This window comes from Pantoea cypripedii (assembly GCF_002095535.1).
GTDB classification, from domain to species: domain Bacteria; phylum Pseudomonadota; class Gammaproteobacteria; order Enterobacterales; family Enterobacteriaceae; genus Pantoea; species Pantoea cypripedii.
In genome coordinates this window covers 112,906-125,851 of the sequence record NZ_MLJI01000001.1, presented here as the reverse complement: position 1 = coordinate 125,851, position 12,946 = coordinate 112,906, and the positions used below count along the sequence as shown (strand labels likewise).

10 protein-coding genes are annotated in these 12,946 nt (G+C 55.2%); 3 read left to right on the top strand and 7 right to left on the bottom strand.

Features of this window, described 5'->3' with window-relative positions; all coding sequences use genetic code 11:
* The 5 genes from wecB to trxA all read right to left on the bottom strand — a co-directional run bounded on the left by wecB (position 1) and on the right by trxA (position 5,508).
* Entirely contained in the window at positions 1–1,125 is a 1,125-nt protein-coding gene (gene wecB / locus HA50_RS00520) for a non-hydrolyzing UDP-N-acetylglucosamine 2-epimerase (RefSeq protein WP_084871702.1), read from the bottom strand.
* Between the two features lie 10 nt (positions 1,126–1,135).
* Positions 1,136–2,185 (bottom strand): ECA polysaccharide chain length modulation protein, encoded by a 1,050-nt coding sequence (gene wzzE, locus HA50_RS00515; protein ID WP_084871701.1) that lies wholly within the window; start codon positions 2,183–2,185, stop codon positions 1,136–1,138.
* Positions 2,186–2,216: 31 nt separating this feature from the next.
* Complete coding sequence (gene wecA / locus HA50_RS00510) at positions 2,217–3,293, bottom strand: UDP-N-acetylglucosamine--undecaprenyl-phosphate N-acetylglucosaminephosphotransferase (RefSeq protein ID WP_084871700.1); 1,077 nt, start codon at positions 3,291–3,293, stop codon at positions 2,217–2,219.
* A 275-nt stretch (positions 3,294–3,568) separates the two neighbouring features.
* A complete protein-coding gene (rho, locus tag HA50_RS00505; protein WP_013507337.1) occupies positions 3,569–4,828 on the bottom strand; it encodes a transcription termination factor Rho in 1,260 nt (419 codons plus the stop codon).
* A 347-nt stretch (positions 4,829–5,175) separates the two neighbouring features.
* Positions 5,176–5,508 carry a thioredoxin TrxA gene (gene trxA, locus HA50_RS00500; protein ID WP_013507336.1) on the bottom strand — a complete coding sequence of 111 codons (333 nt, stop codon included), beginning with the start codon at positions 5,506–5,508 and terminating at the stop codon, positions 5,176–5,178.
* Positions 5,509–5,625: 117 nt separating this feature from the next.
* Here trxA and rhlB point away from each other — a divergent pair, with 117 nt between their 5' ends.
* Together rhlB and gppA are read left to right on the top strand one after the other, a co-directional pair.
* Positions 5,626–6,921: an ATP-dependent RNA helicase RhlB gene (gene rhlB, locus HA50_RS00495; RefSeq protein WP_084871699.1), complete on the top strand. Its 1,296-nt coding sequence runs from the start codon at positions 5,626–5,628 to the stop codon at positions 6,919–6,921.
* A gap of 7 nt (positions 6,922–6,928) precedes the next feature.
* A complete protein-coding gene (gppA, locus tag HA50_RS00490; protein ID WP_084871698.1) occupies positions 6,929–8,413 on the top strand; it encodes a guanosine-5'-triphosphate,3'-diphosphate diphosphatase in 1,485 nt (494 codons plus the stop codon).
* Between the two features lie 37 nt (positions 8,414–8,450).
* Here the strand turns inward: gppA and rep are convergent, their stop codons facing one another.
* Entirely contained in the window at positions 8,451–10,475 is a 2,025-nt protein-coding gene (gene rep / locus HA50_RS00485) for a DNA helicase Rep (protein ID WP_084871697.1), read from the bottom strand.
* 75 nt (positions 10,476–10,550) lie between these two features.
* Between rep and ppiC the strand changes: the two genes are divergently transcribed.
* A complete protein-coding gene (gene ppiC / locus HA50_RS00480; protein WP_084871696.1) occupies positions 10,551–10,832 on the top strand; it encodes a peptidylprolyl isomerase PpiC in 282 nt (93 codons plus the stop codon).
* Here ppiC and HA50_RS00475 read toward each other — a convergent pair whose 3' ends face one another.
* Complete coding sequence (locus HA50_RS00475) at positions 10,833–12,893, bottom strand: AsmA family protein (RefSeq protein WP_084871695.1); 2,061 nt, start codon at positions 12,891–12,893, stop codon at positions 10,833–10,835.
* Positions 12,894–12,946: the final 53 nt, after the last annotated feature.

Sequence of the window (12,946 nt, the reverse complement as noted above, 5' to 3'; positions counted from 1 at the left end):
TTATGCTCTGTGATTTTTGAGGGCCTGCAAAATGCGTGCGCAGGCCTGGCCGTCGCCATAAGGGTTGTGCGCATGGCTCATCGCCAGCCAGGCGTCTTCGTTGTCCAGCAGCTGGCTGACTTCAGCGACAATTTTGTCAACATCGGTACCAACCAGCCTGACCGTACCGGCAGCCACCGCTTCCGGACGCTCGGTGGTGTCACGCATCACCAGCACCGGCTTACCAAGTGAGGGAGCTTCTTCCTGAATACCGCCCGAATCGGTGAGGATCAGCCAGGCCCGGTTCATCAGCCAGACAAAAGGCAGGTACTCCTGCGGCTCAATCAACACGATATTTTCGATGCCACTCAGAATGCGGTTCACCGGTTCGCTGACATTGGGGTTGAGGTGCACCGGATAAACGATTTGCACCTGCGGATGCTGGCGGGCAATGTGCGCCAACGCACTGCAAATACGTTCGAAACCGCCGCCAAAACTCTCACGCCGGTGGCCGGTAACCAGCACCAGCTTTTTATCCGGGTTGAGGAACGGATAACGCGCCGCCAGCCGGGCATTGAGGTCGGCATCATCCAGCACGCGATCGCGCACCCACAGCAACGCATCAATGACGGTGTTCCCGGTGACGAAAATACGCTGATCCGGCAGATTTTCATGCAGCAGGTTTTGGCGCGAGTTTTCGGTGGGCGTGAAGTGATAACTTGCCAGATGGCCGGTCAGGGTGCGGTTCGCTTCCTCCGGCCACGGTGACATCAGGTTACCGGTGCGCAGACCCGCTTCCACATGCCCCACCGGAATCTGGTGATAGAACGCCGCCAGGCTGGCGGCCAGCGTGGTGGTGGTGTCGCCATGCACCAGGACCACATCGGGCCTGAAGTCAGCCAGCACGGTTTTCATGCCCTGCAAAATGCGGCAGGTGATCTCCGTCAGGCCCTGCTCCGGGCGCATGATATTGAGATCGTAATCGGGTTGCAGGCTGAACAGGCGCAGCACCTGATCAAGCATTTCGCGATGCTGCGCCGTGACGCACAGGCGCGACTCAAACGCAGCATCCTGCGCCAGCGCCTGCACCAGGGGCGCCATTTTTATCGCCTCAGGACGAGTGCCAAATACGGTCAGAACTTTCACGCGGCTTCTCTTAATGACTCGTTGGTAACATCGGACGCGGACGGCGCACCAATGCCACCCCCGCACCCACCAGCGCGCCGATGACGCCCCACATGATCATCATAAACGCCCGACGTGGACTATTACGTGTCACCGGTTCCTCCGGTGTACGCAGGTAACGATAAGTCTGGAATTGCTTATCCAGCTGGGGTCCCGCCTGCAACGTCGCCAGCATCACTCTATTTTGATCATAGCTTAAATCGTAGGCGGGTCCGCTTGCCTGCAGGGTATCAAGCTGGGCCTGTAGCATTTGCTGACCCAGCAGGAAGCGGTCACTGTCCGGTAAGTTCTCGCTACTCGCAACCGTGCGGTTTTCTTTAATGCCTTGCTGGCTGGCGATTTTCAATGCCTGCTCGATACGCTGACGCTGACGTTCGAATACCGCCTGCGCCACATCTTCCTGACGCTTCACCTGCGCCTTTAACTGCTCGCTACGCGCCTGCCAGGCTCCCTGCAACTCCTCATCCAGGTGGCGTGCCGCCCGTTCGCTGGCATAAGCAATGTACTGGCGCAGCAGATTATTGGCATCGCTGGCACTTTCGGCGTTCAGTTTAATGTTATCCAGGGTGTTATGCGCCGGATCAGCTGGCGTGAACTGGATATTGGTGATCATCTCGTCGAGCAACGCCGCATCGTTGCGGGTATTGCCACTTTTACGGCTTTTATAATAGTCAGTCTGTAACCAGAACTCGCGGCGCGTATCCCATGAAGCCAGTTGCATGGTGAACTCCTGATACACTTCGTCCATCACCGTGGGTGCGGGTGTATTCAGGTTCAGCGTGTTGTTACGCGCATCAAGGTTATTGATAAACTGTTGCTGGACGAAATAATCGCCCAGCATGTTGACCGTGGGTCGATCGGTAATCGCCGTGGTGCTCCATACCTGTTTCATCAGCATGGAAGCCAGCCATGCCAGCAGTGCAAACAGCAGCGCCAGACCCACAATCCAGCGTTTGCCGCGCCACAGTGCACAGCACAGGCCGCGAATATCCAGTTCGTTCTCCACAACGACAGAGGTCATAACAAGGAATCCTTATTCGGGTTCTTAGTAATTATTTTTTAACTTCGCTCGCGCTCTGCCAGCGGCGTTTGATACGGCGAACTTTACGCGCGACGCGCCAGGCGTGTTTCAGACAATAGCCGTAGAAACAAAACGCCACCAGAAACAGCAACAACATCACCCACTCCGGGATGAAGGCCAGATACTCACCCAATACCCCGATACCCGCGAGGATCGCCGCCGCCGTGGTAATCAACAGGAATGCCTGCCGCGAAGTAAAACCGGCGCGCATAATCAGATGATGGATGTGCTGGCGGTCGGCAGAAAACGGACTCATCCCCTTACGCAGACGGCGATACATGATGGCAACCATATCCATCAGCGGGATGGCAATTAGCCATAGCGCCGTCACGGGCGTAATCGGGTGACTCAGACCCTGCGTGGTTTCCAGCAAAATCCAGATGATGGTGAAACCGATCATTGTGCTACCGGCATCCCCCATAAACACTTTGTAGCGCCGCCCGAGTAAACCGAGGTTGAGCAGAATATAGGGGATGGTGGCGGCAATCATGGCAAAGCACCACATCGCCAGACTGGTTTGGCCATCAAAGTACAGAATGATGCCCATCGCACCAAAGGTGACGCAGGATAAGCCCCCCAGCAGACCATCAATACCATCGACCATATTGAAGGCGTTGATCGCCGCCCAGACGGCAAACAGCGTCAGCACGTAGCCAAACGGGCCAACAATCAATTCGAACGGTCCAATGATAAAGCCGAGACTCAGCAGATAGAGCTTGGCACCCGCCATCATCACGACGGCAACCGCGGCCTGTACCGCAGCACGAATCTTCACGCTGATGTCGAAGCGATCATCCAGTGCGCCGACAAACACCAGCACACCGGCACAGCTGAGGTACAGCAAAGCATGGGGAAGATAGTAGTTGGAAATGATAAAAGCGAAGCAGATCCCCGCGTAGACGGAGATACCTCCGACAAGCGGAATGGCACCATGGTGACGTTTTCTGGAGTTGGGTGTGTCAACCAGCCCGATCTTTTTAGCCGCTTTACGAGCAAAAAACAGGAACGCTAAGGAAAACAGAAAAACTATACCAAGTTCAGTACTCATAGTGAGTAAATTCACATTAACGCTCTCAGCTAAAATCGTGGACAACAATAAGCAAATTTTCCGCCTTTGCCGTTGATCCCGAGTCCTAATTCCGCCTCAGAAGTGTGCGTTTGATTAAAAAATAAGCACTTCTGCCACAGTCATTATAAATACTCCCGACAGGCCTAATCCTAATGCCCGGAAATGAAAAACGCCACGTTAAGACGTGGCGTTAGTGATAAATCCTGGCAATTTGTGCGGAAAGAACGGCTGAGACGCCCTCCGCACCCGACGCGTCAGGAACGCTTCATCATATCGAAGAATTCGTCGTTGGTTTTGGTCATCGCCAGTTTGTTGATGAGGAACTCCATCGCATCGATCTCACCCATCGGATGGATGATTTTGCGCAGGATCCACATCTTCTGCAGTTCTTCAGAAGAAGTCAGCAGCTCTTCTTTACGTGTACCGGAGCGGTTGTAGTCAATCGCCGGGAACACACGTTTTTCCGCAATTTTACGGGAAAGGTGCAGTTCCATGTTGCCTGTACCTTTAAATTCTTCGTAGATGACTTCATCCATCTTCGAACCGGTATCAACCAGCGCAGTCGCGATGATGGTCAGGCTGCCGCCCTCTTCCACGTTACGTGCCGCACCGAAGAAACGCTTCGGACGATGCAGGGCGTTAGCGTCCACACCACCGGTCAACACTTTACCGGAAGCCGGAACAACGGTGTTGTAGGCACGCGCCAGACGGGTGATGGAGTCGAGCAGGATGATGACGTCTTTTTTGTGCTCAACCAGGCGCTTGGCCTTCTCGATCACCATTTCCGCAACCTGCACGTGACGGGAAGCCGGTTCGTCGAAGGTTGATGCGATAACTTCGCCTTTCACCAGACGCTGCATCTCGGTCACTTCTTCCGGACGTTCGTCAATCAGCAGCACCATCAGCACGCAATCCGGGTGATTGTAGGCGATGCTCTGAGCAATGTTCTGCAGCAGCATGGTTTTACCGGCTTTCGGCGGTGCAACGATCAGACCACGCTGGCCACGGCCAATCGGTGAAGCCAGATCCAGCACGCGTGCGGTCAGATCTTCAGTTGAGCCATTACCCCGCTCCATACGCAGACGGCTGTTGGCGTGCAGCGGCGTGAGGTTTTCGAACAGAATCTTACTACGGGCGTTTTCCGGCTTATCGTAGTTAACTTCATTAACCTTCAGCAGGGCAAAATAACGCTCACCTTCTTTCGGCGGACGGATTTTACCGGAGATGGTGTCACCTGTGCGGAGGTTGAAGCGGCGGATTTGGCTGGGAGAAACGTAGATATCGTCGGGACCGGCGAGGTAGGAGCTGTCTGCAGAGCGGAGGAAACCAAATCCATCCTGCAGTATCTCCAGCACACCATCACCGAAGATGTCTTCACCACTCTTGGCGTGCTGCTTCAGAATGGCGAAAATAATATCCTGCTTGCGCATACGCGCCAGGTTTTCCAGCCCCATATTTTCGCCGAGAGTAATCAGCTCAGAAACCGGCGTATTCTTTAATTCGGTAAGATTCATATGATGGGTTCTTAAACTCGGGGTAATTCTCGAAATGTTTGTCGTGAATGGTATGGCGAATATTCCATGCCTGTTTAATGGCTCTTTATTCGACTCTGCTCGACGGATATCGTCAGGGATGGCGATAAGGGAGCGAGGAGACGGTCGATAATGTTGCCAGGGGTACTAGCCGTCAGATTGCCAAACCACGAAAACGTTCAATGCGAATAGGGTCTGACAAGGGAAATCTTTAGATGCAAACTACAAGGTAAGTGCGTAATGCAGTATTGACAACTTATCACGCTAAAACGGAGACGTCCAGCAGTGGAGAAAAAATTCGCCACTGCGGACGAAACACCGCGCTGGGCTTAGCCCAGGTTAGCGTTCAGGAACTCTTTCAGCTGGCCTTTTGACAGTGCGCCAACTTTGGTAGCCGCCACCTCGCCGTTCTTAAACAGCAGCAGGGTCGGAATGCCGCGAATGCCATACTTCGGCGCGGTGCCTGGGTTGTCGTCAATGTTCAACTTGGCGATGGTGAGCTTACCGTCGTACTCTTCTGCGACTTCATCAAGGATCGGCGCGATCATTTTGCAAGGACCACACCATTCAGCCCAGAAATCTACCAGTGTCACACCTTCTGCTTTCAGCACGTCAGTGTCGAAACTGTCATCGGTCAGGTGAACGATTTTATCGCTGCTCATGTATTACTCCACAAGATTATGCCTGGCGAATTGGCGTAAAATTTACCAACGTAGGTTGACTTTATTTCATAGGATACGCTTTCGTAAAGCGATAGTAAGCTGATATTCTACCACACTATGAGCAAAACACACTTAACAGAACAGAAGTTTTCCGACTTCGCCCTGCACCCAAAGGTAGTGGAAGCCCTTGATAAGAAAGGCTTTCATAACTGCACGCCCATTCAGGCGCTCGCGTTGCCTCTTACGCTTTCAGGGCGTGACGTCGCGGGTCAGGCGCAAACCGGTACCGGCAAAACGATGGCGTTCCTGACGTCAACGTTTCATCATCTTCTTACTCACCCTGCTGCTGAAGGCCGTCAGGTTAATCAGCCGCGCGCGTTGATCATGGCGCCGACGCGTGAACTCGCAGTGCAGATCCATGCTGATGCAGAACCGCTGGCAGCCGCCACCGGCCTGAAGCTGGGTCTTGCCTATGGTGGCGACGGTTACGATAAACAGCTGAAAGTGCTGGAACAGGGCGTGGATATTCTGGTGGGTACCACCGGACGCCTGATTGATTACGCCAAACAGAACCACATCAACCTGGGCGCGATTCAGGTGGTGGTACTGGATGAAGCCGACCGCATGTTCGATCTCGGTTTTATCAAAGACATCCGCTGGGTGTTCCGCCGCATTCCCCCTGCAACACAGCGTCTGAGCATGCTGTTCTCCGCCACGCTGTCGTACCGTGTGCGCGAACTGGCGTTCGAGCATATGAACAACGCTGAATACGTGGAAGTGGAACCGGAGCAGAAAACCGGCCATCGCATCAAAGAAGAGCTTTTCTATCCTTCTAACGAAGAGAAAATGCGTCTGCTGCAGACCCTGCTGGAAGAAGAGTGGCCAGATCGCGCCATCGTCTTCGCCAACACCAAGCATCGTTGTGAAGACATCTGGGGCCACCTGGCTGCCGATGGTCATCGCGTCGGTTTGCTGACCGGTGATGTGGCACAGAAAAAACGTCTGCGCATTCTCGACGATTTCACCAAAGGTGACGTTGATATCCTGGTGGCAACCGATGTCGCCGCGCGTGGTCTGCATATTCCTGCGGTTACCCACGTGTTTAACTACGATTTGCCCGACGATCGTGAAGATTACGTGCACCGCATTGGCCGTACTGGCCGCGCGGGTGCCAGCGGTCACTCCATCAGCCTGGCGTGTGAAGAGTATGCACTGAACCTGCCAGCCATTGAGGAGTATATCGGTCACGGTATTCCGGTGAGCAAATACAACAGCGAAGCCCTGCTGAGCGATCTGCCGCCACCGAAACGTTTGACCCGTAACCGCTCTGGCAATGGCCCGCGTCGTGGTGGCAACAATGCCAACCGTCGCAGTGGCGCACCGCGTAATAACAACCGTAAACGTTCGGGTTAAGCACACCATGCTAAGCGCATCGTCACTTTATGCTGCGATTGATCTGGGTTCCAACAGCTTTCATATGTTGGTGGTGCGCGAAGTCTCAGGCAGCATTCAGACGGTCGCGCGTATTAAACGCAAAGTGCGCCTGGCTGCGGGTCTGGACAAAGAAAGCCAGCTCTCGGCAGAAGCGATGCAGCGCGGCTGGCAGTGCCTGAAACTTTTCTCCGAACAACTGCAGGATATTCCTGCTGAGCAGATCCGCGTGGTCGCGACTGCCACGCTGCGTCTTGCCGCGAACGCGCAGGATTTTCTCGCCACCGCGGAGCAGATTCTCGGTTGCCCGGTCAATGTGATCAGCGGCGAAGAAGAAGCCCGACTGATTTATCAGGGCGTGGCGCATACCACTGGCGGTTCCGATCAACGTCTGGTGGTGGATATTGGCGGCGGCAGCACGGAGCTGGTCACCGGCGTTGGCTCCCATGCCACGACGTTGTTTAGTCTGTCGATGGGTTGCGTGACCTGGCTGGAGCGTTACTTCAGCGATCGTCATCTGGCAAAGGAGAATTTCGCCCAGGCCGAGCAGGCTGCGCGCGAAATGATTCGTCCGGTGGTGGCGTCTCTGCGCGAAAAAGGTTGGCAGATTTGTGTGGGTGCCTCGGGCACCGTGCAGGCGCTACAGGAAATTATGGTGGCGCAGGGGATGGATGAACGTATCACCCTGAGCAAACTGCAACAGCTGAAACAGCGCGCCATTCAGTGCGGCAAGCTGGAAGAGCTGGAAATTGAGGGACTGACGCTGGAACGCGCGTTGGTTTTCCCCAGCGGCCTGTCGATCCTGATCGCTATCTTTCAGGAACTCGGTATCGAGAGCATGACACTGGCCGGTGGCGCACTGCGCGAGGGCCTGGTCTATGGCATGCTTCATCTGCCGATTGATCGCGATATCCGCAGCCGTACCCTGCAAAACGTGCAGCGTCGTTTTGCCATCGATGTTGATCAGGCCGAACGTGTCCGGCAATTAGCGGAAAGTTTTATTCGCCAGGTGAGCACCAGCTGGAAACTGGATCATCGATGTCGCGATCTCCTGCTCAGTGCCTGCTCTATCCATGAAATTGGCCTGAGCGTCGATTTCCGCCAGGCTTCACAGCACGCCGCTTACCTGATTCGCCACCTCGATCTTCCCGGTTTTACCCCCGCCCAGAAAAAACTACTGGCCTGCCTGTTACAGAACCAGAGCGGCAGCATCGATCTCGCGCTACTGACGCAGCAAAATGCCGTGCCACCGCGCCTGGCTGAGCGTCTGTGCCGTTTGTTGCGTCTGGCGATTATCTTCTCCAGCCGTCGTCGCGATGACACCTTACCGGCGGTACGTTTGCAGGCGGATGATGATGCATTGCATCTGACGCTGCCAGCGGGCTGGCTGCAGGCGCATCCGTTAAGAGCGGAGTTGCTGGAGCAGGAGAGTCATTATCAGTCGTATGTACATTGGTTATTAACCCTGTCCTGATGTACCCCGTAGCGACGCGATTTATCGCGTCGCGACATTACGACCCCTTCTTCGCGTTCTCCAGCATCGCCCGTAACCCGGCAACACGCGTCTGCCCGGTTTTCATCCGTTCCTCGGCACTGACCACTTTTTTCTCGCGTTCCCACACCACATCATCCTGCGGCAATTCCAGCAGAAAACGGCTCGGCTCCGGGCGTACCAGCTCGCCATACTGACGTCGCTCGCGGCACAACGTGAAGGTCAGCTCCTTCTGGGCACGGGTAATCCCCACGTACGCCAGACGACGCTCCTCTTCGATATTGTTTTCATCGATGCTGCTCTGGTGCGGCAACAAACCTTCCTCCATTCCCACCAGATAGACATAAGGGAACTCCAGCCCCTTAGAGGCATGCAACGTCATCAGCTGTACCTGATCGACATCCTCGTCGCTTTCCCCGCGTTCCATCATGTCGCGCAGGGTAAAGCGTGTGACCACCTGCGCCAGCGTCATTGGCTCATCCAGCTCGTTTCCTTCCAGCATTTCCGTCATCCACTGGAACAGCATATTGACGTTTTTCATGCGCATTTCAGCCGCTTTCGGGCTGGGAGAGGTTTCGAACAGCCAGCTTTCGTAGTCGATGCCGCGAATCAGGTCACGAACCGCATTCACCGGCTCGCGCTCCGTCAGCTGAATCATCTCATTCAGCCAGCCGGTAAAACGTTGCAGATGCTCCAGCCCGCGCCCGCTCAGGGTTTGCCCCAGCCCCATATCAAAGCTGGCGTTGAACATACTTTTGTTACGCAGCGTGGCCCACTCGCCGAGTTTTTGCAGGGTAGCCGGTCCGATCTCGCGGCGCGGCGTATTCACAATACGCTGAAAGGCACTGTCATCTTCGGGATTGGTCAGTACACGCAGGTAGGCCAGCAGATCTTTAATCTCCGGTCGCGAGAAGAACGAGGTGCCGCCCGAAATCCGATAGGGAATACGGTTCTGCATCAGCTGCTTCTCGAAAACCCGCGACTGATGGTTACCGCGGTAGAGAATGGCGTAATCCTTGTATTGCGTCTTATTGATAAAGTGATGGGCAATCAACTCTCCCGCCACGCGCTCCGCCTCATGATCTTCATGATTGGCCATCAGCACTTTCAGCTCGCTACCGACGCCCAGCTCGGAGAACAGGCGCTTCTCAAACACATGGGGATTATTGGCGATCAGGATATTGGCGGCTTTGAGGATGCGCTGCGAGGAACGGTAGTTCTGCTCCAGCTTCACCACCTCCAGCGCCGGAAAATCTTCTTTCAGCAGCACCAGGTTTTGCGGACGCGCACCACGCCAGGAATAGATCGACTGATCATCATCGCCCACCACGGTAAAACGCGCGCGGGCGCCCACCAGCAGTTTGACCAATTCGTACTGGCTGGTGTTGGTGTCCTGATATTCATCCACCAGCAGGTAACGAATGCGCTGCTGCCAGCGCTCGCGGACTTCCTGATTACGTTTCAGCAGCAGCGTCGGCAGCAGGATCAAATCGTCAAAATCCAGCACGTTACAGGCTTTCAGATGTTGATCGTACAGTTGGTAGCAATGGGCAAAAATCTGGTCACGCTGTGACTTCGCCAGCCCTGCCGCACCCTGCGGATCCACCAGGTCATTTTTCCAGTTGGAAATGGTGGAAATCAGTTGCTGCAACAGCGTCTTGTCTTCTTCCAGCCATTGTTTGGTCAGGTCTTTCAGCAGTGCCAGCTGATCCTGATCGTCGAACAACGAAAAGGTGGATTTCATGCCCAGCGCGGCATATTCGCGCTTAATGATTTCCAGCCCCAGGGTATGGAAGGTGGAGATCATCAGACCGCGCGCCTCTTTGCGCCCCAGCGTCTGCGCCACACGCTCTTTCATCTCACGCGAGGCCTTGTTGGTAAAGGTCACGGCGGCGATATGGCGCGCCTGATAGCCGCACTCGCGGATCAGATGGGCAATTTTATTGGTGATTACACGGGTTTTACCCGAGCCAGCACCGGCCAGCACCAGGCAGGGACCGGTGACAAATTCGACAGCACGTTGTTGGCCGGGGTTTAAACGCATAGCGGAATTTCACTCAGTTAAATCAGAAGGAGGCGGGTATAATGCGCGACGATTATACACAACTGAGACCGAATCATGGCGAAAACTGCAGCGGCTTTACACATCCTGGTGAAGGATGAAGCACAGGCAAAAGCGCTGCTGGCCCAGCTGGAAAAAGGCGCAAACTTCCAGCAGCTGGCAAAAAAACACTCCACCTGCCCCTCCGGACGTAACGGCGGCGATTTGGGCGAATTCCGCAAAGGCCAGATGGTGCCAGCCTTTGATAAGGCGGTGTTCAGCTGCCCGTTACTGCAACCTTACGGACCGGTGAAAACCGCCTTTGGTTACCACATCATCAAGGTGCTGTGGCGTAACTGATCATTTCTTCTGCTTCATCTGCTGCAATACATTGCTGCATTGATTGCTATCGGTGTCGCTCGGCGAAACCAGCGCCAGCAATGCCGCAGCCGGTGCCAGCACCGTACCCAGCGCCACGGCAGCGGCACCACGGGCAATCAGCGGCCCGGCTTTCACTCCGGCGTCGGGGTTTTTAAAGGTGCCGCGCACGTAAAGCGGTGAACGCAGCGTAATGATACGCACGCCTTTACTCTCAGGATCGATGGTTAAATCGAGGCGTTCATTGGCGAAGTTGGCACTGCCTGACACATTAATCACCGCATTCTCGGTATCAAACACAAACAGCTGCGGCGTCGCCAGCCCGTTACGGATGTTGAGATCGGTGGCAGCGCAGTTGATACGCACTTCATCATCGCCAAAAATCTTACCGACCACATAGTTGCCGACATTCAACCCGGCGATTTCCATCAGGCTACGGCTGATCAGCCCGTCGTTCATCAGCAGCTTCAGCTCACCGTTGCTGGTTGCCAGCAAATCCGCCACCGAATTACCGGTGCCGCTCAGCGTCGCGTCGCCATTTAACTGGCCGAGGCTTTTCTGCATCGCCTGCACGCCAGGAAATAGCTGGCGCAGCTTCAGTTTGCGTACATGCAAATCCGCGCGACCGCGCATCGGCGTGCGATCGCCCTCCAGATGGATGGTGGAGTTAAGCGTCCCTCCGGCCATACCGAAGCGCAGCGGATCAAGACGTAAATCGCCGTTATTCAGCTGCAAATGGGTATAAAGATCGCTTAACGGCAGCGAATTGCTGTGTTCGATGCGTTTGCCGCTGAACTTCACATCGGCATCCATAGCGTTCCAGCTTTTGGTGGCAAACTTGTCATGCGGCAGCACGCGATCGGCGGGTTGCGTAGAGGCTTCGCCACGCTGCGCTTTCGCCTGTTGCGTTTTCTCGCTGCCCTTACCAGAGTTGACGCCAATCAGCGGCCCCAAATCGGCCATGCGCAGCTGATTTGAGGACAGTTCGCCGGTCAGCATCGGACGCGTTTTTTGCTGGCGATAAACCAGCGAACCATGAATATCGCTGTCACCGATATGACCGTTAAAGTTTTCATAGCGGAACGATGGTCCTTTGTCCTCGTTGAAGCGCGCGATCAGGTGCCCATCGGTTTCATACGGCGGCGTATCCGGCAACAACACGCCGGTTAAACCATACAAATTCGCCAGCGTGTCGCCCGCGAAGCGCAGGCGCACATCCAGCCCGCCGAGATTGAGCGGGTCCTGCAAAGTGCCATCGACGCGTACCCGCGTGGTGCCATTACGCACATCAACCTGCAACGGGAATGGCGTGGTCTGGCTGCGCAGCGACAGCATGCCACCGATTTTGCCCTCACCATCGAGGCGTTGATTGTTGTAAGTGCCGCTGGCTTTCCAGCCAAACACAAAGTCACCCGCACCCTGCTGCTGATCATTGCCGCCCGCCACCTGCGCGTAAGGCACCGGTTTACCCAGCGGGTTGATGGTGACGCTGACATCGGCTTTGTTGATGGCATCGAGGTAACGAATCTGCCCCTGATCGAACAGGATATTATCGAGGCGGAACGACCACGCCGAAGGAGCAGCATTGGCATCGCTGTTGCTGCTGCTGGCGAGGTTGAAAGTCCAGTTGTTTTGTTTGTCGGCGGTTTGAACCAGGCGGGCATCCGGTTGTTGCAGTTTGATCCACGGCAGATAAACCTGCTTATGCAGCAACGCCAGCGGCGCTAAGGTCGCTTCGGCCCGCTGTAAATGCACCATGGTGACATCCGCAATCGCCGGGGGATTGCCCAGCATGATGTCATCGGCATGGACCTGCGGCCATGGCACCCAGCTGCGCCAGCCGGGTTCTGCGCGATTGCGCACCCAGCTGACACCTAAATCGCCGCGAATGGCGAAAGGTCGATTCAGTTCTGCCGAGACTTTCTGGTTGATGGTTGGCTTCAGGCGGTTCCAGTCAAAGGTTGTAATCACAACCACGACCACCACAACCAGCAACAAAAAAATCCCGATAACCCAGCTCAGGACTTTTCCTGTTCGAGACATGCTGCTTCCTCCTTGCCCTTCCACGTCTCATTTAAAGATAGTCGAGACGTTAA

Coding starts and splice junctions, on each gene's coding strand:
- wzzE (WP_084871701.1), bottom strand. CDS start 2,185: ATGACCTCTGTCGTTGTGGAGAACGAACTGGATATTCGCGGCCTGTGC.
- trxA (WP_013507336.1), bottom strand. CDS start 5,508: ATGAGCAGCGATAAAATCGTTCACCTGACCGATGACAGTTTCGACACT.
- gppA (WP_084871698.1), top strand. CDS start 6,929: ATGCTAAGCGCATCGTCACTTTATGCTGCGATTGATCTGGGTTCCAAC.
- ppiC (WP_084871696.1), top strand. CDS start 10,551: ATGGCGAAAACTGCAGCGGCTTTACACATCCTGGTGAAGGATGAAGCA.
- rho (WP_013507337.1), bottom strand. CDS start 4,828: ATGAATCTTACCGAATTAAAGAATACGCCGGTTTCTGAGCTGATTACT.
- rhlB (WP_084871699.1), top strand. CDS start 5,626: ATGAGCAAAACACACTTAACAGAACAGAAGTTTTCCGACTTCGCCCTG.
- rep (WP_084871697.1), bottom strand. CDS start 10,475: ATGCGTTTAAACCCCGGCCAACAACGTGCTGTCGAATTTGTCACCGGT.
- HA50_RS00475 (WP_084871695.1), bottom strand. CDS start 12,893: ATGTCTCGAACAGGAAAAGTCCTGAGCTGGGTTATCGGGATTTTTTTG.
- wecA (WP_084871700.1), bottom strand. CDS start 3,293: ATGAGTACTGAACTTGGTATAGTTTTTCTGTTTTCCTTAGCGTTCCTG.